The sequence below is a fragment of the Pseudomonas sp. S3_A03 genome (assembly GCF_054668275.1).
This window is the reverse complement of record NZ_CP162753.1, coordinates 4,973,120-4,995,159: the sequence shown is the minus strand read 5'-3', so window position 1 is coordinate 4,995,159 and position 22,040 is coordinate 4,973,120. Positions and strand designations below refer to the sequence as shown.

At 59.6% G+C, this 22,040-nt stretch carries 23 protein-coding genes; 9 read left to right on the top strand and 14 right to left on the bottom strand.

Going from position 1 to position 22,040, the window contains the following annotated elements:
• Nucleotides 1-130 precede the first annotated feature (130 nt).
• On the bottom strand, nucleotides 131-1,168 hold the full coding sequence (gene mreB, locus AB4O25_RS22835; RefSeq protein ID WP_002555108.1) for a rod shape-determining protein MreB: 1,038 nt from the start codon (nucleotides 1,166-1,168) through the stop codon (nucleotides 131-133).
• A gap of 210 nt (nucleotides 1,169-1,378) precedes the next feature.
• Between mreB and gatC the strand changes: the two genes are divergently transcribed.
• The 6 genes from gatC to AB4O25_RS22805 all read left to right on the top strand — a co-directional run bounded on the left by gatC (nucleotide 1,379) and on the right by AB4O25_RS22805 (nucleotide 6,540).
• Complete coding sequence (gene gatC / locus AB4O25_RS22830; RefSeq protein ID WP_065877289.1) at nucleotides 1,379-1,666, top strand: Asp-tRNA(Asn)/Glu-tRNA(Gln) amidotransferase subunit GatC; 288 nt, start codon at nucleotides 1,379-1,381, stop codon at nucleotides 1,664-1,666.
• Between the two features lie 16 nt (nucleotides 1,667-1,682).
• Nucleotides 1,683-3,134 (top strand): Asp-tRNA(Asn)/Glu-tRNA(Gln) amidotransferase subunit GatA, encoded by a 1,452-nt coding sequence (gatA, locus tag AB4O25_RS22825; RefSeq protein ID WP_065877290.1) that lies wholly within the window; start codon nucleotides 1,683-1,685, stop codon nucleotides 3,132-3,134.
• A gap of 10 nt (nucleotides 3,135-3,144) precedes the next feature.
• On the top strand, nucleotides 3,145-4,590 hold the full coding sequence (gene gatB, locus AB4O25_RS22820) for an Asp-tRNA(Asn)/Glu-tRNA(Gln) amidotransferase subunit GatB (RefSeq protein WP_460149998.1): 1,446 nt from the start codon (nucleotides 3,145-3,147) through the stop codon (nucleotides 4,588-4,590).
• Between the two features lie 96 nt (nucleotides 4,591-4,686).
• Complete coding sequence (locus tag AB4O25_RS22815) at nucleotides 4,687-5,058, top strand: septal ring lytic transglycosylase RlpA family protein (protein ID WP_017530102.1); 372 nt, start codon at nucleotides 4,687-4,689, stop codon at nucleotides 5,056-5,058.
• A 58-nt stretch (nucleotides 5,059-5,116) separates the two neighbouring features.
• The gene (locus AB4O25_RS22810; protein ID WP_460150997.1) at nucleotides 5,117-6,163 is read left to right on the top strand and encodes a calcium/sodium antiporter; all 1,047 of its coding nucleotides are present in this window, start codon (nucleotides 5,117-5,119) and stop codon (nucleotides 6,161-6,163) included.
• Nucleotides 6,160-6,540 (top strand): carboxymuconolactone decarboxylase family protein, encoded by a 381-nt coding sequence (locus tag AB4O25_RS22805; protein WP_137219975.1) that lies wholly within the window; start codon nucleotides 6,160-6,162, stop codon nucleotides 6,538-6,540. Before AB4O25_RS22810 ends, AB4O25_RS22805 begins: the two co-directional genes overlap by 4 nt.
• Here the strand turns inward: AB4O25_RS22805 and AB4O25_RS22800 are convergent.
• The 5 genes from AB4O25_RS22800 to kdgD form a co-directional block, all read right to left on the bottom strand.
• Nucleotides 6,537-7,478 carry an AEC family transporter gene (locus tag AB4O25_RS22800; RefSeq protein WP_460149997.1) on the bottom strand — a complete coding sequence of 314 codons (942 nt, stop codon included), beginning with the start codon at nucleotides 7,476-7,478 and terminating at the stop codon, nucleotides 6,537-6,539. The two genes, AB4O25_RS22805 and AB4O25_RS22800, sit on opposite strands and share 4 nt — an antisense overlap.
• A 173-nt stretch (nucleotides 7,479-7,651) precedes the next feature.
• Nucleotides 7,652-9,205 carry a galactarate dehydratase gene (gene garD / locus AB4O25_RS22795; protein WP_017530106.1) on the bottom strand — a complete coding sequence of 518 codons (1,554 nt, stop codon included), beginning with the start codon at nucleotides 9,203-9,205 and terminating at the stop codon, nucleotides 7,652-7,654.
• 11 nt (nucleotides 9,206-9,216) lie between these two features.
• Nucleotides 9,217-10,581 carry an MFS transporter gene (locus tag AB4O25_RS22790; protein WP_017530107.1) on the bottom strand — a complete coding sequence of 455 codons (1,365 nt, stop codon included), beginning with the start codon at nucleotides 10,579-10,581 and terminating at the stop codon, nucleotides 9,217-9,219.
• A 96-nt stretch (nucleotides 10,582-10,677) separates the two neighbouring features.
• Nucleotides 10,678-12,123 carry an aldehyde dehydrogenase family protein gene (locus AB4O25_RS22785; protein ID WP_460149996.1) on the bottom strand — a complete coding sequence of 482 codons (1,446 nt, stop codon included), beginning with the start codon at nucleotides 12,121-12,123 and terminating at the stop codon, nucleotides 10,678-10,680.
• 54 nt (nucleotides 12,124-12,177) lie between these two features.
• Nucleotides 12,178-13,089 (bottom strand): 5-dehydro-4-deoxyglucarate dehydratase, encoded by a 912-nt coding sequence (gene kdgD, locus AB4O25_RS22780; RefSeq protein ID WP_017530109.1) that lies wholly within the window; start codon nucleotides 13,087-13,089, stop codon nucleotides 12,178-12,180.
• A gap of 234 nt (nucleotides 13,090-13,323) precedes the next feature.
• Here kdgD and AB4O25_RS22775 point away from each other — a divergent pair, with 234 nt between their 5' ends.
• Together AB4O25_RS22775 and AB4O25_RS22770 are read left to right on the top strand one after the other, a co-directional pair.
• Entirely contained in the window at nucleotides 13,324-14,481 is a 1,158-nt protein-coding gene (locus AB4O25_RS22775; RefSeq protein ID WP_460149995.1) for a phospholipase, read from the top strand.
• A 137-nt stretch (nucleotides 14,482-14,618) separates the two neighbouring features.
• Nucleotides 14,619-14,942, top strand: a complete 324-nt coding sequence (locus AB4O25_RS22770; RefSeq protein WP_017530111.1) for a hypothetical protein — start codon at nucleotides 14,619-14,621, stop codon at nucleotides 14,940-14,942.
• 11 nt (nucleotides 14,943-14,953) lie between these two features.
• On the opposite strand, the gene AB4O25_RS22765 is transcribed toward AB4O25_RS22770, so the two are convergent.
• The 8 genes from AB4O25_RS22765 to rplM all read right to left on the bottom strand — a co-directional run bounded on the left by AB4O25_RS22765 (nucleotide 14,954) and on the right by rplM (nucleotide 20,750).
• Nucleotides 14,954-15,703, bottom strand: coding sequence for a FadR/GntR family transcriptional regulator (locus AB4O25_RS22765; RefSeq protein WP_065877295.1), 750 nt, complete (start codon nucleotides 15,701-15,703; stop codon nucleotides 14,954-14,956).
• Between the two features lie 157 nt (nucleotides 15,704-15,860).
• A complete protein-coding gene (locus AB4O25_RS22760; protein WP_065877296.1) occupies nucleotides 15,861-16,280 on the bottom strand; it encodes a ClpXP protease specificity-enhancing factor in 420 nt (139 codons plus the stop codon).
• A gap of 17 nt (nucleotides 16,281-16,297) precedes the next feature.
• Nucleotides 16,298-16,915, bottom strand: a complete 618-nt coding sequence (locus AB4O25_RS22755; protein ID WP_017530114.1) for a glutathione S-transferase N-terminal domain-containing protein — start codon at nucleotides 16,913-16,915, stop codon at nucleotides 16,298-16,300.
• Between the two features lie 146 nt (nucleotides 16,916-17,061).
• Nucleotides 17,062-17,844 carry a cytochrome c1 gene (locus AB4O25_RS22750; RefSeq protein WP_017530115.1) on the bottom strand — a complete coding sequence of 261 codons (783 nt, stop codon included), beginning with the start codon at nucleotides 17,842-17,844 and terminating at the stop codon, nucleotides 17,062-17,064.
• Nucleotides 17,844-19,055: a cytochrome b gene (locus AB4O25_RS22745; RefSeq protein WP_003171746.1), complete on the bottom strand. Its 1,212-nt coding sequence runs from the start codon at nucleotides 19,053-19,055 to the stop codon at nucleotides 17,844-17,846. The genes AB4O25_RS22750 and AB4O25_RS22745 overlap by 1 nt, the downstream gene beginning before the upstream one ends.
• Nucleotides 19,055-19,648 (bottom strand): ubiquinol-cytochrome c reductase iron-sulfur subunit, encoded by a 594-nt coding sequence (gene petA, locus AB4O25_RS22740; RefSeq protein WP_034095877.1) that lies wholly within the window; start codon nucleotides 19,646-19,648, stop codon nucleotides 19,055-19,057. The genes AB4O25_RS22745 and petA overlap by 1 nt, the downstream gene beginning before the upstream one ends.
• Nucleotides 19,649-19,914: 266 nt before the next feature.
• Nucleotides 19,915-20,307: a 30S ribosomal protein S9 gene (gene rpsI / locus AB4O25_RS22735; protein WP_003216038.1), complete on the bottom strand. Its 393-nt coding sequence runs from the start codon at nucleotides 20,305-20,307 to the stop codon at nucleotides 19,915-19,917.
• 14 nt (nucleotides 20,308-20,321) lie between these two features.
• Complete coding sequence (gene rplM, locus AB4O25_RS22730; RefSeq protein ID WP_003171742.1) at nucleotides 20,322-20,750, bottom strand: 50S ribosomal protein L13; 429 nt, start codon at nucleotides 20,748-20,750, stop codon at nucleotides 20,322-20,324.
• Nucleotides 20,751-20,998: 248 nt separating this feature from the next.
• Here rplM and AB4O25_RS22725 point away from each other — a divergent pair, with 248 nt between their 5' ends.
• Entirely contained in the window at nucleotides 20,999-22,039 is a 1,041-nt protein-coding gene (locus tag AB4O25_RS22725; protein ID WP_017530118.1) for an NADP(H)-dependent aldo-keto reductase, read from the top strand.
• Nucleotide 22,040 lies beyond the last annotated feature (1 nt).

The following is a 22,040-nucleotide window of genomic DNA, read 5'->3' as shown; positions in this document are numbered from 1 at the left end:
CCTCCCAGGCAAATGTTCTCTTTATTCATACGGCATCTAACCGGCCTGGATGCAGATTGAAGAAGATAAACGCCAACAGGCAGCACTGCAAAGTGCTGCCTGAGGGCAAAACATGGCGCAACCAACGATCTTATTCGCTGGAAAGCAGGTCCATGGTGTGTTTATCCATCATTTCCAGTGCACGACCACCGCCACGGGCAACGCAGGTCAGCGGGTCTTCGGCGACGATAACCGGCAGACCGGTTTCCTGGGCCAGCAACTTGTCGAGGTCGCGCAGCAAGGCGCCACCACCGGTCAGTACCAGCCCGCGCTCGGCGATATCCGAAGCCAGTTCCGGCGGCGATTGCTCCAGGGCACTCTTCACAGCCTGAACGATGGTGGCCAGGGACTCTTGCAGAGCTTCCAGCACTTCATTGGAGTTCAGGGTGAAGGCACGTGGAACGCCCTCGGCCAGGTTGCGACCGCGAACATCGACTTCGCGAACTTCGCCGCCCGGGTAAGCGGTACCGATTTCCTGCTTGATGCGTTCGGCGGTGGATTCGCCGATCAGGCTGCCGTAGTTACGACGCACATAAGTGATGATCGCTTCGTCGAAGCGGTCGCCGCCCACACGCACGGATTCGGCATACACCACACCGTTCAGGGAAATCAGGGCGATTTCAGTGGTACCACCACCGATATCCACCACCATCGAACCGCGCGCTTCTTCAACCGGCAGGCCGGCACCGATCGCAGCGGCCATGGGCTCTTCGATCAGGAACACTTCACGGGCACCGGCACCGAGGGCCGACTCACGGATAGCACGACGCTCTACCTGGGTGGACTTGCACGGAACGCAGATCAGCACACGAGGGCTGGGCTGCAGGAAACTGTTTTCGTGAACTTTGTTGATGAAGTACTGCAGCATCTTCTCGCAGACACTGAAGTCGGCGATCACGCCGTCTTTCATCGGACGAATGGCGGCAATATTGCCAGGTGTGCGGCCGAGCATGCGCTTGGCCTCGGTGCCGACGGCAACGACACTTTTCTGATTACCATGGGTCCGAATGGCCACAACCGATGGCTCATTCAGAACGATACCGCGCTCGCGCACGTAAATAAGGGTGTTGGCAGTGCCCAGGTCAATGGAAAGATCGCTGGAAAACATGCCACGCAGTTTCTTGAACATGGGAAAGGGACCCTAGGCAACGCGTGGGTAAAAAAGTGCGGCAAACTCTAACAACGACAGGGATTTTGGGCAAGGCGCCAATGTGCTAAATTGGCCGACTTTCTGTGCACCAACCCCCACAATCGCGGCCGTAAGACCGTAGAAATGCGGTAGTGTTCCGACAATCTAACACACGGACAGCCTCCGTTCTGTTTTCCACTGGAGATTCCCATGGCGCTTGAACGCTCCGACGTGGAAAAAATCGCTCATCTGGCCTCGCTTGGCCTCAATGATGCCGATCTTCCACAGACCACCGCAGCCCTGAACAGCATTCTCGGGCTGGTTGATCAAATGCAGGCCGTCAATACCGACGGCATCGAGCCCCTGGCTCACCCGCTCGAAGCCAGCCAGCGCCTGCGCGCAGACCTCGTGACCGAGCGCAATCATCGCGAGGCCTATCAGTCCATCGCGCCAGCGGTCGAAAACGGCCTGTACCTGGTTCCGAAAGTCATCGACTAAAGGGAAAGAGCCTTTCATGCATCACATGACTCTGGCCGAGATCGCCCGCGGTCTCGCCGATAAAAAGTTTTCTTCCGAAGAGCTGACCAAGACCCTGCTGGCGCGTATCGCCGAGCACGACCCCAAGGTCAACAGCTTCATCAGCCTCACCGAAGAGCTGGCCTTGAGCCAGGCCAAGGCCGCCGACGTACGTCGCGCCAACGGTGAAAACGGCGCATTGCTGGGTGCACCGATCGCCCACAAAGACCTGTTCTGCACCCAGGGCGTGCGTACCAGCTGCGGCTCGAAGATGCTCGACAACTTCAAGGCGCCCTACGACGCCACCGTGGTCGCCAAGCTGGCCGCCGCCGGGGCCGTGACCCTGGGCAAGACCAACATGGACGAATTCGCCATGGGGTCGGCCAACGAGTCGAGCTACTACGGCGCAGTGAAAAACCCGTGGAACCTGGAACACGTGCCCGGCGGCTCGTCCGGTGGTTCGGCCGCGGCCGTTGCCGCCCGCTTCCTGCCGGCGGCCACGGCCACCGACACCGGCGGCTCCATCCGCCAGCCCGCTGCGTTCACCAACCTTACCGGTCTGAAGCCGACCTACGGTCGCGTTTCCCGCTGGGGCATGATCGCCTACGCGTCCAGCCTCGATCAGGGCGGCCCATTGGCCCGCACGGCCGAAGACTGCGCCATCTTGTTGCAAGGCATGGCAGGTTTCGACACGCAGGACTCCACCAGCATCGATGAGCCGGTGCCGGACTACAGCGCCCACCTCAACACCTCGATCAAGGGCCTGCGCATCGGCGTGCCGAAGGAATACTTCAGCGCCGGTCTCGACCCGCGTATCGCCGAGTTGGTGCAAAACAGTATCAAAGAGCTGGAAAAGCTCGGCGCCGTGATCAAGCACATCAGCTTGCCGAACAACCAGCATGCGATTCCTGCCTATTACGTGATCGCACCGGCGGAAGCCTCCTCCAACCTGTCGCGTTTCGACGGCGTGCGTTTCGGCTATCGCTGCGAAAACCCGAAAGACCTCACCGACCTGTACAAGCGCTCCCGTGGCGAAGGCTTCGGTGCTGAAGTGCAGCGCCGGATCATGGTCGGAGCCTACGCTCTGTCGGCCGGTTACTACGATGCCTACTACCTCAAGGCGCAGAAAATCCGGCGCCTGATCAAGAACGACTTCATGGCAGCCTTTGAAGAAGTCGACGTGATCCTCGGCCCGACCACGCCGAACCCGGCCTGGAAGATCGGCGCCAAGACCGGCGACCCGATCGCCGAGTACCTGGAAGACCTCTACACCATCACCGCCAACCTCGCGGGCTTGCCGGGCTTGTCGATGCCTGCAGGTTTCGTCGACGGCCTGCCGGTCGGCGTGCAATTGCTCGCCCCGTATTTCCAGGAAGGCCGCCTGCTCAATGTGGCGCACCAGTACCAGTTGAACACTGACTGGCACACTCGCACCCCTACCGGCTTCTGAGGAGAACACTATGCAATGGGAAGTTGTGATCGGGCTGGAGATTCATACCCAGCTCGCCACCCAATCGAAGATTTTCTCCGGTAGCGCCACCACGTTCGGCGCCGAGCCCAACACCCAGGCCAGCCTGGTCGACCTGGGCATGCCCGGCGTACTGCCGGTGCTGAACCAGGAAGCGGTGCGCATGGCGGTGATGTTCGGCCTGGCGATTGACGCCGAGATCGGCCAGCACAACGTGTTCGCGCGCAAGAACTACTTCTACCCGGACCTGCCCAAGGGCTACCAGATCAGCCAGATGGAACTGCCGATCGTCGGCAAGGGCCACCTGGACATTCCCCTGGAAGACGGCACCATCAAGCGCGTCGGTGTGACCCGCGCGCACCTTGAAGAAGACGCCGGCAAAAGCCTGCACGAAGAGTTCCCGGGCGCCACCGGTATCGACCTCAACCGTGCGGGCACGCCGCTGCTGGAAATCGTGTCCGAGCCGGACATGCGCAGCGCCAAGGAAGCGGTGGCCTACGTCAAGACCATCCACGCGCTGGTGCGCTACCTGGGCATCTGCGACGGCAACATGGCCGAAGGCTCGCTGCGTTGTGACTGCAACGTGTCGGTGCGGCCAAAAGGCCAGGCCGAATACGGTACCCGTTGCGAGATCAAGAACGTCAACTCGTTCCGTTTCATCGAGAAGGCGATCAACACCGAAGTGCGTCGCCAGATCGAACTGATCGAGGACGGCGGCAAGGTGATCCAGCAAACGCGCCTGTACGACCCGAACAAAGACGAAACCCGCGCCATGCGCAGCAAAGAGGAAGCCAACGACTACCGTTACTTCCCCGACCCGGACCTGTTGCCGGTGGTGCTGGAAGACTCGTTCCTCAATGACGTGCGCGCCACCCTGCCGGAACTGCCGCAGCAGAAACGCGAGCGCTTCAAGGAGCAATTCGGCCTGTCGGTCTACGATGCCAGCGTTTTGGCCTCCAGCCGTGAACAAGCGAACTACTTCGAAAAAGTTGTGAGCATTGCCGGTGACGCCAAGCTGGCGGCCAACTGGGTCATGGTTGAGCTGGGCAGCCTGCTGAACAAGCAAGGTCTGGAAATCGACGAAGCCCCGGTGACCGCCGAACAATTGGGCGGCATGCTGCTGCGCATCAAGGACAACACCATCTCCGGCAAAATCGCCAAGGCCGTGTTTGAAGCGATGGCGGCCGGCGAAGGCAGCGCCGACGAGATCATCGAAAAACGCGGGCTCAAGCAAGTCACCGACAGCGGCGCCATTTCGGCCGTACTCGATGAAATGCTGGCGGCCAACGCCGAGCAGGTCGAACAATATCGCGCGGCGGACGAAGCCAAGCGCGGCAAGATGTTCGGCTTTTTCGTCGGCCAGGCCATGAAAGCCTCCAAAGGCAAGGCCAACCCGCAGCAGGTGAACGAACTGCTGAAAAGCAAGCTCGAAGGCTGATTGCGATGCAGGATCCGGGCAAGACTTCATGCTTGACTCGGACCTCCTGTGGGAGGGGGCTTGCTCCCTCCCACATTTGATATGGGGATACCTTGAATGAAGCGTTTACTTGGCCTTTTAGCCTTGTTCTCTCTGCTGACCGGTTGCGCCAGCGGCCTCATCGACCCCAACGGCTACGACGAAACCGGCACCGCCTCGTATTACGGCGCTCGGCACCATGGTAAAAAAACCGCCAGCGGTGAACCCTTCAACCAGAACGCCCTGACCGCCGCCCACCGGCGACTGCCCTTCGGCACGCGGGTCAAGGTCACCAATCTCGACAACGACAAATCCGTCGTGGTCCGCATCAATGATCGCGGCCCGCATACCCGTGGACGCCTGATCGATCTTTCGCGCGAAGCCGCCGAGCAACTGGGCATGCTGCGCAGCGGCACCGCGCGGGTTCGCGTGCAAGCCATGAGCAACTGACCGAGGGAGCCTGGCCATTTTCGGATTAACCGCCCTTTCGCCCTGGAGCCTGCTCGAACTGGCCAGCGGCCTGCTGCTGCTGATCGCCGGCGCCGAAATCCTGGTGCGCGCCGCCGTGCGCCTGGCGGCCAGCCTCAAGGTGCGCCCGCTGATCATCGGCCTGACCATCGTCGCCTTCGGCAGCAGCGCGCCGCAGATGACCGTCAGCCTGCAGGCCACCCTGGCCGGCAACACCGATATCGCCGTGGGCAGCGTAATCGGCAGCGGTATCTTCAACATCCTGGTGACCCTCGGCCTGTCGGCGCTGATCATTCCGTTACGTGTCTCGCGGCAACTGGTGCGCCTGGATATCCCGGTGATGATCCTCGCCGGCCTGCTGGTGTTCACCCTGGCGGCCAATGAAGAGCTGACGCCGGTCGATGGGCTTTGCCTGCTGACCGCCTTGCTGGCCTACCTCGGCGTGTTGCACTACCAGACCCGTCACTCACGCCGCCCACGCAGCCTGGATACGGTGGCCCGGGCGCCCTGGCTGAGCAGCGTGCTGCTGATGCTCGGCGGGTTGTTGGTGCTGGTGCTGGCCGGGCACCTGCTGCTGGGCGCGGCCGTGGATGTAGCGAGCGACCTGGGCTTGTCGGAACGCATTATCGGCCTGACGCTGATCGGCGTCGGCACTTCGCTGCCATGCCTGGCCACCTCGCTGATTGCCGCGTTGCGCGGCCAACGGGAAATTGCCGTAGGCAACGTGATCGGCAGCAACCTGTTCAACCTGCTGGGAGTACTGGGGCTGACCGCGCTCTTGGCGCCGTCGCCGTTGTCGGTATCGCCCAACGCCCTGGACTTCGACCTGCCGGTGATGCTCGGCGTCGTGGTGTTGTGCTTGCCGGTGTTCTACACCGGCTACCGTGTGACTCGCGCCGAAGGTCTCGTGCTGCTGGGGTTATACCTGGCGTATGGGTTGCACGTGATGTCATTCACCACCGGCATGCCCCTGGCCGGCAAGCTGGAACAATTGATGCTGCATTACGTCCTGCCGGCGCTGGTGGTGTTCCTGATGTTCACCTCGCTGCGCGCCTGGCGCGGCCAACACAAGAGGGAATCGCAATGACCGAACAGAAAAAACCCGGGGTTGAGATGCGTCGCCAGGTCATGGGCGACGTGTTCGTCGACCGCGCCCTGGGCAACGCCACCGAGTTCACCCAGCCGCTGCAGGACTTCGTCAACGAACATGCCTGGGGCAGTGTGTGGAATCGCGAAGGTTTACCGCTGAAGACCCGCAGCCTGATCACCCTCGCCGCCCTCACCGCGCTCAAGTGCCCCCAGGAACTCAAGGGCCACGTGCGTGGTGCGCTGAACAACGGCTGCACCGTGGAGGAAATTCGCGAAGCGCTGCTGCATTGCGCGGTGTATGCGGGTGTGCCGGCGGCGATTGATGCGTTTCGTGCCGCTCAGGAAGTGATCGATACCTACCAGAAAGAAGGCTAGATCCAGCCACCCGCCTGCAGCACAAAAATACCGATATTCGTGGTCACCGCCGCCATCAGGGTGGTGATCACAATAATCGCCGCCGCCAGCTCGTGATTGCCCTCGGCCGCCCTGGCCATCACGAAGCTAGCGGCGGCCGTCGGCGCGCCGAAATACAGGAACAGAATCCCCAGTTCAGGCCCGCGAAAGCCCAGCAGCCAGGCACCCAAAGTGGCGACCACCGGCAACCAGACCATCTTCATCAAGCTCGCGCTCAACGCCATGTTGCCGCTCTTGCGCAGCGCCGCCAGGGACAGGGTGCCGCCGATGCAGATCAATGCCAACGGCAAGGTGGTGTCGGCCAGGTACTGCATGGATTTTTCCAGCCAGCCGGGCAGGCCAATCTGAAAATACGCGAACGGCGCCGCCACGATAACGCTGATGATCAACGGGTTGGCCACCACACTTTTGAAGATACTCCAGGGGTCGGACTTGATCACCGGGCTGTACACCGCCAGCACAATGGTCGAGAGGGTGTTGTAGAACAGGATCACCAGCGCTGCGAGGACGGCCCCGAGCGAGATCCCATAGTCACCGTACATGCTGGCCGCCAGTGCCAGGCCGATCACGCCGTTATTGCCGCGAAACGCGCCTTGGGTGTAGATCCCACGGTCCTCACGCTTGCAACGAAAGATCGCCCAAGCCCAGGCCAGGGCAAAGCTCACCAGGGTGGCGACCGAAAAGTAAATCAGCAAACCCGGCTTGAGCGCCGAGTGCAGGTCGGCATGCAGGATGCCCAGGAACAGCAACGCCGGCATGGTGACGTTGAACACCAGGGACGAGGCCGTGTGGATAAAGTTGTCGTTGATCCAATTGATGCGCTTGAGCAGCACACCGAGAAACAGCATGGCAAACACCGGCGCGGTGATGGTCAGGGTGGTGAGGAAGATAGCCAGCATGCCGGGGGACCTTGGGTGGGCGTCGTTAGGTGGCTAATGATAAGCCATACAGCCCAACGGCGTCTGGGAGACCGCTATCGGGAGCAAGCCCCCTCCCACCCTTGATCGCGCTTTCATGCTGGAACTCGGTCAAAGGTGGGAGGGGGTTTGCCCGCGATGCAGGCAACTCGGTCTCAGGTAATCGGCGCCGGGTTGAACAAGGTGATGTCGTTGTGCAGCTTGTGATGCTCCGCCCAGGTCTGCTTCTTGCCGCTGGCCACGTCCAGGTAGAAGTGAAACAGCTCCCAACCCAGCTCTTCGATGCTCGCGCGGCCGGTGGCGATGCGCCCGGCATCAATATCGATGAGGTCCGGCCAGCGCTGCGCCAATTCCGTACGGGTCGACACTTTCACCACCGGGGCCATCGCCAGCCCGTAAGGCGTGCCGCGCCCGGTAGTGAACACATGCAGGTTCATGCCCGCCGCCAGTTGCAGGGTGCCGCACACAAAATCACTGGCCGGCGTGGCGCAAAAGATCAAACCCTTGCCCTTGAACCGCTCGCCTGGGCCCAACACGCCGTTGATCGCGCTGCTGCCGGACTTGACGATGGAGCCCAAGGACTTCTCGACGATATTCGACAACCCGCCCTTCTTGTTGCCCGGCGTGGTGTTGGCGCTGCGATCCGCCTCGCCCTTGGCCAGGTAGCGGTCGTACCAGTCCATTTCCCGCACCAACTCTTCGGCTACTTCCTTCGTCTTTGCGCGAGAAGTCAGCAGGTAGATCGCATCGCGGACTTCGGTAACTTCGGAAAACATCACCGTCGCCCCCGCCCGCAGCAACAGGTCCGAGGCATACCCCAGCGCCGGGTTGGCGGTGATGCCGGAAAACGCATCACTGCCGCCACACTGCATGCCCAGAATCAGCTCGGACGCCGGCACGGTTTCGCGGCGGCGCTGGTCGAGTTTTTTCAGGCGGGTTTCAGCCAGGTCCATGATCTGCTCGATCATTTCGGTAAATCCGTGGCTGGAGTCCTGCAGCCGATACAACCACGGCTCGCTCAAGTCCACGGAACTGTCGTTGTCATGCATCACCTGCCCGGCCTGCAATTTCTCGCAGCCCAGGCTGATCACCAACGCTTCGCCCCCCAGGTTCGGGTTGCGCGCCAGGTTGCGCACAGTGCGGATCGGGATGTAGGCGTCGGTGGCGGTAATCGCTACCCCACACCCGTAGCTGTGGGTCAGCGCCACCACGTCATCGACGTGCGGGTACTTGGGCAGCAGCTCGTCCTTGATGCGCTTGACCGCATGGTCCAACACCCCGGTCACGCACTGCACCGTGGTGGTGATGCCGAGGATATTGCGCGTGCCCACGGTGCCATCGGCGTTGCGGTAGCCCTCGAACGTGAAACCTTCCAACGGCGCCTGAGCCTCAGGCACCTCGGTGGACAGCGGCAAGCTGTCCAGGGGTGGCGCGGTGGGCATGCGCAGTTGATCCTCCTGCACCCAACTGCCGCGCGGGATCGGCGCCAAGGCGTAACCGATGGTCTGGCCGTAGCGAATAATCTGACCACCTTGCGGGATATCTTCCAGGGTCACCTTGTGGCTCTGGGGGATGAATTCCACGGTCACCAGGCCGTCCGGAAACTCGGTCCCGGCCGGTACGCCCTGGTCATTCACCACGATCACTACGTTGTCGCGCTCGTGCAAACGAATGGAGCGTGGCGAGTCGGCATGTTCAATCAACTGCATCACGGTGCCTCTCAGGAATGCGCTTGGGTTAGGTTGGTCAACTCTGGCCCCTTGCTTGGCGGCTCTTTGAGTACTACACGCTTGATCGGGCCGACAATGACCAGGTAACTGAACACCGCCACCAGCGCGTTGGCGCCGACGAACACCAGGGCCCATTTGAACGAGCCGGTGGTGCTGATGATGTAGCCGATCACGATCGGCGTGGTGATCGACGCCAGGTTACCGAAGGTGTTGAACAAGCCGCCACTGAGGCCGGCGATTTGCTTGGGCGAGGTGTCGGACACTACCGCCCAACCCAGTGCGCCAACGCCCTTGCCGAAGAAGGCCAAGGCCATGAAGCCCACCACCATCCATTCAACGTCGACGTAGTTACACGCAATGATGCTGCTGGAAACCAGCAGACCGGCAATGATCGGCGCTTTGCGGGCGAAGGTCAGGGAATGGCCCTTACGCAGCAGGTAGTCGGAAATCACCCCACCCAGCACGCCGCCGATAAAGCCGCAGATCGCCGGCAACGAGGCGATGAAACCGGCCTTGAGGATGGTCATGCCACGGTCCTGCACCAGATACACCGGGAACCACGTCAGGAAGAAGTAGGTGATCCCATTGATGCAGTACTGGCCCAGGTACACGCCCAGCATCATGCGATTGGTCAGCAGTTGACGAATGTAATCCCACTTCGGACCGTCGGTTTTTTTACCCTTGCCCTTGTCCTGGTCCATATCGACCATCGCGCCGTTGGCCGCGATGTGATTGAACTCTGCTTCGTTGATCATCGGGTGCTGGCGCGGGCTGTGGATAACTTTCAGCCAGACCAGCGAGAACACGATGCCAATCACGCCCATCACGATAAATACGTGCTGCCAGCCGAAGCGGTAGACGATCCAGCCCATCAGCGGCGCGAACAACACCGTGGCGAAATACTGCGCGGAGTTGAAGATCGCCGATGCCGTACCGCGTTCAGCCGTCGGGAACCAGGCCGCGACGATACGCGCATTGCCCGGAAAGGATGGCGCTTCGGCCAAGCCCACCATAAAGCGCAGCATAAACAGCGCAACGACCGCTGTGGAGACACCGAACTCACCCACATAGCCTTGCAGCACGGTGAACAGTGACCAGGTGAAAATGCTCAGCGCATAGACTTTTTTCGAGCCGAAACGGTCCAGCAGCCAGCCACCGGGAATTTGCCCGGCCACGTAGGCCCAACCGAATGCGGAGAAGATGTAACCGAGGGTGACCGCGTCGATGCCGAGGTCTTTTTGCAGGCTGGAGCCGGCGATGGCGATGGTGGCCCGGTCGGCGTAGTTGATCGTGGTCACCAGGAACAGCATGAGCAGGATCAAATAGCGGACGTGGGTCGGCTTGGTCGTTTGCATCTGGAGGTGCTCCCACTAATTATTTTTTTTGCGGGTAATTAATTGTGTGCGCGGGAACCGCTCCAGGTGAAAGCCGGTTCCCGTGGGTGTTGCGTATTACGAACCGATGTAGCTGGTTTTCACCACGGTGTAGAACTCTTGCGCATAGCGACCTTGCTCACGCGAACCATAGGACGAGCCCTTCCGGCCACCGAATGGAACGTGGTAATCCACACCGGCGGTCGGCAGGTTGACCATCACCATCCCGGCCTGGGAATGGCGCTTGAAGTGGTTGGCGTACTTCAGCGAGGTGGTGGCAATGCCCGCCGACAAGCCGAACTCGGTGTCGTTGGCCATGGCCAGCGCCGCCTCGTAGTCCGCCACGCGCACCACGTTGGCCACCGGCCCGAAGATCTCTTCACGGCTGATGCGCATGGCGGCTTCGCTGTCGGCGAACAGCGTCGGCGCCAGGTAGTAACCTTCGGTGTCGCACGTCACCACGCCGCCACCGCTGACCAGCCGCGCGCCTTCGCTTTGGCCGATGTCGATGTATTTAAGGTCTTGGTCCAACTGCGCCTGGGACACTACCGGGCCAATGTCAGTACCGCTTTTCAATGCGTGACCAACCTTGATCGACTTCATGCGCTCGGCCATGGCCGCGACGAATTGGTCGTGAATGCCGGCGGTGACAATCAAACGGCTCGATGCCGTGCAACGCTGGCCGGTGGAGTAGAACGCACTCTGTACCGACAGCTCGACGGCCTGCTTGAGGTCGGCGTCATCGAGAATGATCTGCGGGTTCTTGCCGCCCATTTCCAACTGCACTTTGGCCTGGCGCGACACGCAGCTGACGGCGATCTGACGCCCCACACCCACGGAACCGGTGAAGCTGATGCCGTCGACCTTCGGGCTGTTGACCAGCACATCGCCGACCACACGGCCGCTGCCCATCACCAGGTTGAACACGCCGGCAGGGAAGCCGGCACGGGAAATAATCTCCGCCAGGGCCCAGGCGCAGCCCGGCACCAACTCGGCCGGCTTGATCACCACGCAGTTACCGTAGGCCAGGGCCGGAGCGATTTTCCAAGCCGGGATAGCAATCGGGAAGTTCCACGGAGTGATCAAGCCGACCACGCCCAGGGCTTCGCGGGTGACTTCAACATTGACGCCCGGGCGCACCGACGGCACGTAATCACCGGACAGGCGCAGGCATTCACCGGCGAAAAACTTGAAGATGTTACCGGCGCGGGTCACTTCACCGATGGCCTCGGGCAGGGTCTTGCCCTCTTCCCGGGCCAGCAGCGTGCCGAGCTCTTCGCGGCGCGCGAGAATTTCGCTGCCGACTTTGTCCAACGCGTCATGACGCGCCTGGATGCCGGAAGTGGACCAGGCCGGGAAAGCGGCGCGGGCGGCGTCGATGGCGGCGTTGACTTGAGCGAAATCGGCCTTGGCGTACTCACCAATGACATCAGACAACTCCGACGGGTTGAGGTTGACGCAATAGTCGGCACCCGCCACCCATTGGCCGTTGATGTAGTTTTCAAAACGCTGTGCTTGAGACACGAATCTTCTCCTGACGCAAAAGGCCGCTGATTACTCAGCGGCCTTGTTGATGGGTTATTGCGGGCCTTGCTTGTCGATCAGCGCGGCCAGGGCCTCGTACTCTTCCGGCAGCAGGTCGGTCAGCGGGGTGCGCACAGGGCCTGCGTCGTAGCCGACGATTTTTGCGCCTGCCTTGACGATGCTCACGGCATAACCGGCCTTGCGGTTACGGATGTCCAGGTAGGGCAGGAAGAAGTCGTCAATGATCTTCGCCACGGTGGTGTGATCTTCGCGGGCAATCGCGTGGTAGAAGTCCATCGCGGTTTTCGGGATGAAGTTGAACACCGCCGAGGAGTACACCGGCACGCCCAGGGCCTTGTAGGCAGCGGCGTAAACCTCTGCAGTCGGCAGGCCGCCGAGGTAGCTGAAACGGTCGCCCAAACGACGGCGAATCGACACCATCAACTCGATGTCACCCAGGCCATCCTTGTAACCGATCAGGTTCGGGCAACGCTCGGCCAGGCGCTCCAACAACGGTGCAGTCAGGCGGCACACGTTACGGTTGTAGACCACCACACCGATTTTTACCGATTTGCACACGGCCTCAACGTGGGCGGCAACACCGTCCTGGCTGGCTTCGGTGAGGTAGTGCGGCAGCAGCAGCAGGCCTTTGGCACCCAGGCGCTCGGCTTCCTGAGCGTATTCGATGGCTTGGCGCGTCGAGCCGCCGACACCGGCGAGGATCGGCACGCTGGTGGCGCAGGTATCAACAGCGGTCTTTACCACTTGGGAATATTCGCTGGCGGCCAGGGAGAAAAACTCACCGGTGCCGCCGGCTGCGAACAAGGCGGTGGCGCCATAAGGGGCCAGCCACTCAAGGCGCTTGATATAGCCCGCCTGGTGGAAGTCACCCTGGGCATTGAAATCGGTCACGGGGAAAGACAGCAGACCGTGGGAGAGGATGGACTTCAGTTCTTGTGGATTCATTATTCGAACACCCTGGTAAAGACTTTCTGTCGAAAGGTTGTTGTTGGTTTTTGATGATGTCGTACGTCATCGTACAACTATAAAAAGATTCGTCAACTGCAATTCATCGACCTTCACGTTGAGGCGTGTTTATACCGCGCTTCTTGACGTAGGAAATTTATCCTCTATGCTCGCTACAACTGTATATGCATACAGTTAAAAAGGAAGATTCCTACGACATAGCAAGGAGCTAACATGTCAGGTCTTGAACTCGCAGCACCCGAAAAAAAATCCCCGCCCCTGCGCTTCGAAGGCAGCGAACACACCGCCATCGGCGACGACACACTGTTGCGCTTCGCCAAGGACGCGCCGGCCATTCCCGCACGCCAAGTCGAACTGCACCTGCCCAACGGGCTGGCCCTGACTTACGGCCAAGTGATTGCCCTGGGCGGCGACTTCTATGGCGTTCCCGGCCGCCCCATCAGCGATGGCGCCTCCCCTGCCGACCGTGTGCAACGTTTTATGGCGGCCTTCAACTCGCTGGCGGTGTTGCCAGCCTCGCGGGAAGAAGCCGGCAAGATCCTCGCGGTGATGCAAAAGGAGATCAACGCGGTCAACCAGGCGATCCAGGACGGCAAACAACCCCACGAAGCCTACGATGCCCTCGGTGATACGTTTTCCGAGGAATGGAACCGCATCACCGGAGGCGGCAGCGCGGTTTCGGCGCTGATTCCGCTGGGGCGTTATTTGAAGCTGGCGGCGGACAACGCTGACCACTTCGGTGAATGGGCCCTATCGGCCTACCTGGCAGGGCACACGGCAGCCTTGCAACAAGCCGTCGCGGCCCATCAAACCGGTACCGACCAGGCACTGGAGTTGGCGTATGCCATGAACAGTTTCGCTGATCACTTTTTAACCGATCTATTTTCCGCCGGACACCTGCGCGTACCCCGCAAACAGCTGGCGGCGGTGGTGACGCCTGGCGAACTGGGCTCGTTGATCAGCCGCTTCATGCACGATGAAGACAGCAAGTTTGGGCTCAAAGTACGCAATGCCCTGGGTGATGAGTGGCATGCCTATGGGGATAAACGCTACTTCGACGGCATCGATGCGGCTAATCGGCTGCAGGTCAAACGCGCGGTGCAGGCGTCCGCCAATGAAATCTTCGCAACGTTTGTCAGCGGTGTGGCGCCCTCCCCGGCCAACTTCAAGGCGCCGCTGCATGTGCCGGACTTGAACGCTGCGCAAAACCCGGCGAATAACTTTTCGCCGCTGTTCAAGGTTGAGGGTGACAAGGTGCTGCGACGCAAGGACGTGAATGACCTGAACGACAAGCACTGGACTCACGATTGGTGGGGGTGGAGTACGTATTTGTTGCTCAAGGACTACAAGCCGAATACGCCGCTGAGTTGAGTGACTCTGGTCCCATGCGCTCCGTGAACCGTACGCATGGGACCATTTGTCGGAACTGTGATTTCTGACAGTTTCGCGGGCGCTTGATCATCGCGGATAAATGAACAGGCACATATACCTGAAAAGGAGACCTCGACATGACCTACCCAGCCCCAACCTTAATCACCTCGTCATTGGAGCGGATTGAACTCCAGCTGCCATCTAACGCGCCGCAGCCGGAAAATGCGAACGTCCAAGCTATTTTGTTTGAAAGGAATCCAGATGAGGAAGACGACCTTACCTACTACGAATCTGTTTTCGGGGTTCCTACAGAACTCTCCCCGCAGGTAACACTCGTTATTACGCCGACTAAAGACCAGCAGGAACGCCTTCAAGGCAAAACGTTGGAACTGGGCTATCGAGTAACGAAGCGAGAAACTTCAATGGAAGCCGACTCCGAACGTTTGAAAGTTACGCTTTAGCGTTAGCTAATTCACCCCCGCTGTGCCTGCGCCTCTTCATGCGCGTGGCGCAGCCGCTCGCGGCTGTTGGTCAGGTGCAAACGCATCGCCGCGCGCGCCGCATCCGAATCCTGGCGCGCGATCGCTTCATAAATTTCTTCGTGCTCGCGGCTCAGACGGCCCATGTAATGCTGCTGGTCATCATGGGCCAGGCGCGCCGAGTTCAGGCGGGTTCGCGGAATGATGCTGGTGCCCAGGTGGGTCATGATGTCGGTGAAATAGCGGTTGCCGGTGGACAGGGCAATCTCCAGGTGGAATGCGAAATCGGACGCCACCGCATCGCCAGCATGCGCCGCGCTTTCATTCAGCGCATCGAGCGCCGCGCGCATGGCCGCCAGTTGTTCGTCGCTGCGGCGCAGGGCCGCCAGACCGGCTGATTCCACTTCCAGGCTGATACGCAGCTCCAGAATGGCCAACACATCACGCAACGTGACCACCGTGGCCGGGTCGATACGAAAACCGCTGGGGCTCGGCGTGTCCAGCACAAAGGTACCGATGCCATGGCGGGTTTCTACCTGCCCCGCCGCCTGCAGGCGCGAAATGGCTTCGCGCACCACCGTGCGGCTTACACCATGGGCTTCCATGATCGCCGACTCAGTGGGCAGCTTGTCGCCCCGTTTGAGCTCACCATCGCGGATTTGCTCGGACAACACCGTGACCAATTCCTGGGCAAGGCTGCGGCGCTTGCGGGGAAGACGAGGGGCGGTGTTGGCGTTTTCCATGATGAATCATCTTTCTCGGCGAACTTGAGCACGCATCATAGCCCATGGCGGTTGTACGATCACCGTCCGGGCACGACTTTCATCTATATCCTGCGCGCAAAAAAATGCCCCGACATCAATCGAGGCATTTTTCAGACAGGTCTGACGGAAAAACCGCTTACTTCACCACTTTCAGACTTGGCCGGCCGCTAGGGCGCGGTGGCTCCGTATCCGGTGGTGGCAGATCATCACCGTCTTCGCTGTCGATCGTTTCGTCGTCTTCAAAAGGCGACTCCAGATCGAACACCATGCCTTGGCCATTTTCCCGGGCGTAGATCCCGAGGATGGCACCAATCGGCACGAACAGCGTATGCGGCACACCGCCGAAACGCCCTTCGAAGCTGACGGCTTCATTGTCCATATGCAAGTGGCGCACGGCACTGGGTGATACGTTCAGCACAATCTGCCCGTCACTGGCAAAACCCTGCGGTACCTGAACCGCAGAAAATTCGGAATTGACCAGCATGTGCGGGGTGCAATCGTTGTCCACAATCCACTCATAGAGCGCGCGGACCAGGTAAGGTCGACTGGAGTTCATCAACGGCTCCTTAAGCCTTAGCGCATATCGCGTTCGACACCAGACAGACTCGCCTGGAAAGCCTCACGCGCAAACTGGCGCTCCATGTAATCAAGCAGCGGTTTGGCCGGCCGCGGCAGTTCAATACCCATTATCGGCAAGCGCCAGAGTATGGGTAATAGGCAGCAATCCACCAGGCTTTGTTCCTCGCTGAGGAAAAAAGGCTTATCGGCGAACAACGGGGAAACGCCGGTCAGGCTCTCGCGCAATTCCTTGCGCGCCACGACACGGGCCGCCTCTTTGCTGCGCGAATCCAGAATGACATCCACCAGCCCACACCAGTCACGCTGGATCCGATGGATCAGCAGACGGCTGTTGGCACGCGCCACCGGGTACACCGGCAGCAAAGGCGGATGCGGGTAACGCTCATCCAGGTATTCCATCACCACGGTCGACTCCCACAACGCCAGGTCACGATCGACCAGGGTGGGCAAGCTGCCGTAAGGGTTCACTTCGATCAGCTTCGGCGGATGACGACCCGCTTCCACACTGATGATCTCGGCGCTGACACCCTTCTCTGCGAGCACGATGCGTACTCGGTGGGAATAGTGGTCGGCGGGGTCGGAGTAACAGGCCAACCGATTGGTCACGCCCATGGCGGTCCTCCTCGCTTGTTGAAATTATCGAAAGCTCAAAAACGAGCGCGCCCAGAGAGCATCTCTGTAGGACCTGGTAACCAGGTCACTATGGGTCAGGGATGCCGCTGGGCGCGCAAGATTAACAGCAATTGCTTACGGTTGGATCAATGCACATCTTTCCAGTATTCGCGTTTGAGCAGATAGGCGAATACGAAGAAGAAAGCCAGGTACAGCAAGACGTAAGTACCAATGCGCTGGTGCTGCAGTTTGACCGGGTTGGCCGAGTAGGCCAGGAAGGTCACGAGGTTCTTGACCTTCTCGTCAAACTGCTCTTCGTTCAGCGTACCGGTCTTGGGCACAATGGTCAGTTGATCGCACGCTTCATGAGTCAGAGGCGTACCGGTCAACGGATCATATTGCTTCTTGCCATTGTCCACGACCTGAACCTGCTTGCATCCTACCACTTGGCGACCCTGCAAGCCGACCAGAACGTTAGGCATGCCGACGTTCGGGAACACTTTGTTGTTCACACCCCACGGGCGGGCCGGGTCTTCGTAGAAAGACTTGAGGTAGCCGTAGAGCCAGTCGGTGCCGCGCACGCGGGCTACCAGGGTCAAGTCAGGCGGTGCAGCCCCGAACCAGGCCTTGGCGTCTGCCGGTTTCATACCGATGTTCATGTGGTCACCAATCTTGGCGCCGGTGAACACCAGTTTCTCCAGCATCAACTCGTGGGGAATGCCCAGGTCGTCGGCGACGCGCTCGTAACGTTGGAACTTGGCGCTGTGGCAGCCCATGCAGTAGTTGGCGAACGTTCGCGCGCCGTCTTGCAGGGCAGCCTTGTCAGACACATCGATGTCGACTTTTTCCAGCTCCGGGCCACCGTGCTCGGCGGCGAAGGACAGTAGCGGCAAGGCCGCAAGCATCAATGCAACGAATAATTTTTTCATCAGCCAGTCACCCTTTCCGGAACCGGTTTGGTCTTCTCGAGCCGGGTGTAGAACGGCATCAGAATGAAGTAGGCGAAGTACAGGAAGGTGCAGACCTGCGACAACAACGTACGCTCAGGCGTTGGCGCCAGTACGCCCAATACACCCAGGATCACGAAGGCAATGCAGAACACCCACAGCCAGATCTTGCTTAGCCAGCCTTTGTAGCGCATGGACTTGACCGGGCTTCGGTCGAGCCAAGGCAGTACGAACAGCACGGCAATGGCCGCACCCATGGCAATTACGCCCATGAGCTTGTCGGGGATCGCACGCAAGATCGCGTAGAACGGCGTGAAGTACCAGACCGGGGCAATGTGCTCAGGCGTCTTGAAGGCGTTGGCCTGTTCGAAGTTAGGTTTCTCCAGGAAATAACCGCCCATCTCCGGGAAAAAGAACACGATCGAGCAGAATACAAACAAGAACACCACTACGCCGACGATGTCTTTCACGGTGTAGTAAGGGTGGAATGGAATCCCATCCAGCGGGATGCCGTTCTCGTCCTTGTGCTTCTTGATGTCCACGCCGTCCGGGTTGTTGGAGCCCACCTCATGCAGCGCCAGGATATGCAACACCACAAGGCCAAGAATCACGATAGGCAGGGCTACCACATGCAACGCGAAGAAGCGGTTCAAGGTGATACCGGAGATCAGGTAGTCACCGCGGATCCACTGGGTCAGGTCATTGCCGATCACAGGGATCGCGCCAAACAGCGAGATGATCACCTGCGCGCCCCAGTACGACATCTGGCCCCACGGCAGCAGGTAACCCATGAAGGCTTCGGCCATCAGCGCCAGGTAGATCAGCATGCCGAACACCCACACCAACTCACGAGGCTTCTGATACGAACCGTAGAGCAGGCCACGGAACATATGCAGATAGACCACAATGAAGAACGCCGACGCACCGGTGGAGTGCAGCAGACGCAGGATCGAGCCGTACTCGACGTCACGCATGATGTATTCGACGGAGGCAAACGCCTCTTCCGCCGAAGGGGTGTAGCTCATCGTCAGCCAGACGCCGGTGACGATCTGGTTGACCAGCACCAGGAGTGCCAGGGAGCCAAAGAAATAGAAGAAGTTGAAGTTCTTCGGGGCGTAGTACTTGCTGAGATGGTCTTCCCACATTTTAGTGGCGGGGAAGCGCGCATCGACCCAATCCATGAACTTGCTCATCACGCGTTCTCCTTATCGAGGCCAATGACAATAAGGTCGTCAGTTTCGTAGGTATGCGGTGGCACGGGCAGGTTCAATGGCGCGGGTTGGGACTTGTAGACGCGCCCGGCAAGGTCGTAATGGGAACCGTGGCATGGGCAGAAATAACCACCGACCCAGTCCTTGCCCAGATCGACAGGAGCGACTTCCGGGCGGAAGGTAGGCGAGCAACCCAAGTGGGTACACAGACCGACCAGCAACAGAATCTCTGGCTTGATCGAACGTGCTTCGTTTTTGGCGTAGGCGGGTTGGTCGGATTTCTCGGATTTCGGGTCGGACAACTGACCTTCGATCTTTTTCAGATTTCCCAGGATTTCCTCGGTACGACGAACAATGAACACCGGCTGGCCGCGCCATTCAGCAATCATCTGCTGGCCTGGCTCGATCTTGCTGACATTCACCTTCACCGGTGCACCTGCGGCTTTCGCCTTGGCACTGGGAAACCATGACCCCACGAACGGGACCGCAGCCCCCACCGCTCCTGCAGCACCCACCACGGATGTGGCTGCTACCAAGAAGCGACGCCGGCCTGCATTCACGCCGTCATTGCTCATTCAGTCCTCTCCCATCAGCTTTTTGGCCTGTTAAATCAGGCGTCTACTAAGTATTAAATCTGAACTTATAAAAATTTTGCCGAATGGTAATGAAAAGCCCCACGTCTGACAAGGGAATTGCCCAAGGCTCAGCCTCCAGGCCTTGTAGTATAGGGGGTCTACGGATGTGGCAAGTTGTCACGGTGAAAAATGTGTATAAATCGCAGGCAATAAAAAACGCCCAGCTCCGTAAGGAGGCTGGGCGTTTTTGTGGAACGTAAAGCGAATTAACGCTTCGAGTACTGCGGACGCTTACGCGCTTTACGCAGACCGACTTTCTTACGTTCAACTTCACGGGCATCGCGAGTTACGAAGCCAGCTTTGCGCAGAGCGCCACGCAGGGTTTCGTCGTACTGCATCAGAGCGCGAGTGATACCGTGGCGGATTGCGCCAGCTTGACCACTTACACCGCCACCGATAACGGTGACGTAGATGTCGAACTTTTCAACGGTCTCGGTCAGTTCCAGCGGCTGACGAACTACCATGCGGGCAGTTTCGCGACCGAAGAAATTTTCCAGAGTGCGGTTGTTGATCGAGATGTTACCAGTGCCCGGACGCAGGAAAACGCGTGCGGTTGCGGTTTTGCGACGGCCAGTGCCGTAATTTTGAGTCGCCGACATAATGAACTATTCCGTTAAAACTTCAGTTCTTGGGGCTGCTGAGCAGCATGAGGGTGTACAGCGCCCGCATAGACTTTCAGCTTGCGAAACATATCGCGACCCAGTGGGCCCTTAGGCAGCATGCCTTTGACCGCGATTTCGATCGGGGCTTCAGGCTTCTTGGAGATCAGGCCTTCAAAGTTGGAAGACTTGATACCGCCTGGGAAACCGGAGTGACGGTAGTACATTTTGTCTTGCGCTTTGTTGCCGGTAACACGTACCTGCTCAGCGTTGATGATCACGATGTAGTCACCGGTGTCAACGTGAGGGGTGTACTCAGGCTTGTGCTTGCCACGCAGACGGCTGGCGACTTCAGTGGCCAGACGACCCAGGGTCTGACCAGCGGCGTCGACGACAAACCAGTCGCGCTGAACTGTTTCCGGTTTTGCAGTAAAAGTTGTCATTCTTTAATAGCCTCAGGGGCCGCCCTGTAAATTAGACGGCGGATCTTACTGAATAGTGCGTACTTTGACAAGTCAAAGGCAGCCGGATACAGACGCTATCGGGGGCTCGGGTCGGCGCGTCCGTTCAACGGCAAGATTCTTCGGCAGACGGCGCATCACTTCCACTGCAGAAAGAGGTGGGCAATTATGCAGATTGCGAAAAAAAATTCAACCTGCTTTTATGATTGTTTTCCCTGAAGGAGTACCCGATGGATTATCGACAGCTGGGCCGTACGGATCTGAACGTGAGCGCGATAGCCCTGGGCACCATGACCTGGGGTGAGCAGAACAGCGAGGCAGAGGCCTTCGCGCAGATCGAGCGGGCCAAGTCCGCGGGAATCAACTTCCTCGACACGGCGGAAATGTACCCGGTGCCGCCCAAAGCAGACACCTACGCCACCACCGAACGCTACATCGGTAATTACTTCAAAAGCCGTGGCGACCGCAACGACTGGATCCTTGCCAGCAAGATCGCCGGCCCCGGCAACACCATTGACTACATCCGCGACGGCCACCTGCGCCATAACCGCAAGCACATCACCGAAGCCCTCGACGCCAGCCTCAAGCGCCTGCAAACCGACTGGATCGACCTCTACCAGTTGCACTGGCCGGAGCGCAGCACCAACTTTTTCGGCCAGTTGAGCTACAAGCACAAGGACGAAGACGACCTCACACCGCTTGAAGAAACCCTCGAAGCGCTGGATGAACAGGTAAAAGCCGGCAAGATCCGCCACATCGGCCTGTCCAACGAAACGCCGTGGGGCACCATGAAATTCCTGGCCCTGGCCGAAGCCCGTGGCTGGCCGCGCGCGGTGTCGATCCAGAACCCCTACAACCTGCTCAACCGCAGCTTTGAAGTGGGCCTGGCGGAAGTCGCCATTCGCGAGCAATGCGGCCTGCTGGCCTACTCGCCCCTGGCGTTCGGCATGCTCAGCGGCAAGTACGAAGGTGGCGCACGCCCGGCGAAGGCGCGCCTGACCGAATACAGCCGCTTCAGTCGCTACTTCAACCCGCAGTCGGAAGCGGCGTGCAGCCGTTATGTCGCCCTGGCGCGCGAGCACGGCCTGGACCCAGCGCAGATGGCGTTGGCGTTCGTGACGCAGCAGCCGTTTGTGACCAGCAATATTATTGGCGCCACATCACTGGAACAGTTGGATAGCAACATTGCCAGTGCCGAGTTGAAACTGTCCAAGGAGGTACTGGAAGGGATTGAGGCGATTCAGAAGGATCATCCAAACCCCGCGCCGTGAT